This is a genomic window from Mycobacterium sp. TH-M82 (assembly GCF_057473605.1).
In genome coordinates this window covers 1-1,253 of record NZ_JBYCKY010000271.1, presented here as the reverse complement: position 1 = coordinate 1,253, position 1,253 = coordinate 1, and the positions used below count along the sequence as shown (strand labels likewise).

Genomic DNA, 1,253 nt, shown 5'->3' with positions numbered 1-1,253 from the left:
TGACGCTGGTCGTTCGGGCCGACATCACCGACCGGCCGATCTCTGTGTCCGAACACGAAGACCTGGTGCGCCACCGGTCGGCCGGGGCCGTCGTCGGGTTCGTCGGCGTGATCCGCGACCACGACGGCGGGCGCCGCGTAGTGCGCCTGGAGTACTCGTCGCACCCATCGGCCCTACAGGTCATGACCGATGTCGTCGCCGAGATCGCGGAGCGGTCCGGCGGGCTGCGCGCGATCGCGGCCAGTCACCGCATCGGTGCCCTGCACATCGGTGACGCGGCACTGGTTGCCGCGGTGGCCGCCGACCACCGACAAGAGGCATTCGCGGCGTGCGCCTTGCTGGTCGACGCCGTCAAGGCGCGGTTACCGGTGTGGAAACACCAGTTCTTCGACGATGGTTCCGACGAATGGGTGGGTTCGGCCTGACGGCGCGCACACCGATCCGACGCGGTCCGCAAAGCCGACGCGGTACCGCGAGCTCGCGACCGGCGGGACCCCGGTGACAGACCTCAGATGACGGAGGACCGACGCGCCAGGGCGTCGAGCGCGTCGTTTCCGTGGACGTCCAGCCCGCGGATGGCTTCCCACACCTGCCTGGTGTAGCCGACGTCGTCGGCCTGCTGTGGCGCCACCGGTGCGTCATTGTCGTCGCCGGGCGGGGGCGGGGGCACGTCGGCCGGCGCGGGGTCCTGGACTCCGGCGTTGACGACCGATGCGTCCACAGGCAGATCGGCCGGTAGTGCCAGGTCCTCAGATGCCGGGGGGAGGTCCTCGGGGGGTGCGGGCGGCAGGTCCTCGGGAGGCGCGGGCGGCAGGTCCTCGGGGGGTGCCGGCTGGTGGTCGGAGGCCAGTTCCACCGCCGGAGTTGGGGGTTCCGGCGGGGCGTCCATCGGGGGAGCGTCCTCCGGCGGGGCGTCCATCGGGGGAGCGTCCTCCGGCGGGGCGTCCATCGGGGGAGCGTCCTCCGGCGGGGCGTCCATCGGGGGAGCGTCCATCGCCGCCGGTGTCGGCACGTCGCGCGGCGTCGGGTTCGACAGCCCGTGTCCGCATGCGGGCCAGGCGCCCCGGCCCTGGGTTGCCAGCACCCGCTCGGCAACGGCGATCTGCTGTTCCCGGCTGGCCATTTGAGCCGCCGGTGCGTAGTCGCTGCCCCCGTGGGCGGCCCAGGTGCCCTGGCTGAACTGCAGGCCGCCTTGGTAGCCGTTGCCGGTGTTGATCGACCAGTTGCCACCGGACTCGCAGCGGGCTACCTGG

2 protein-coding genes are annotated in these 1,253 nt (G+C 72.6%); one reads left to right on the top strand and one right to left on the bottom strand.

The window, feature by feature from the left end:
- Positions 1-425: molybdenum cofactor biosynthesis protein MoaE (locus AC2VON_RS08570; RefSeq protein ID WP_486952562.1), on the top strand; the 425-nt coding region annotated here is incomplete at its 5' end.
- A gap of 83 nt (positions 426-508) precedes the next feature.
- On the opposite strand, the gene AC2VON_RS08565 is transcribed toward AC2VON_RS08570, so the two are convergent.
- On the bottom strand, positions 509-1,253 hold a 745-nt coding region (locus tag AC2VON_RS08565), incomplete at its 5' end, for a transglycosylase family protein (RefSeq protein WP_486952561.1).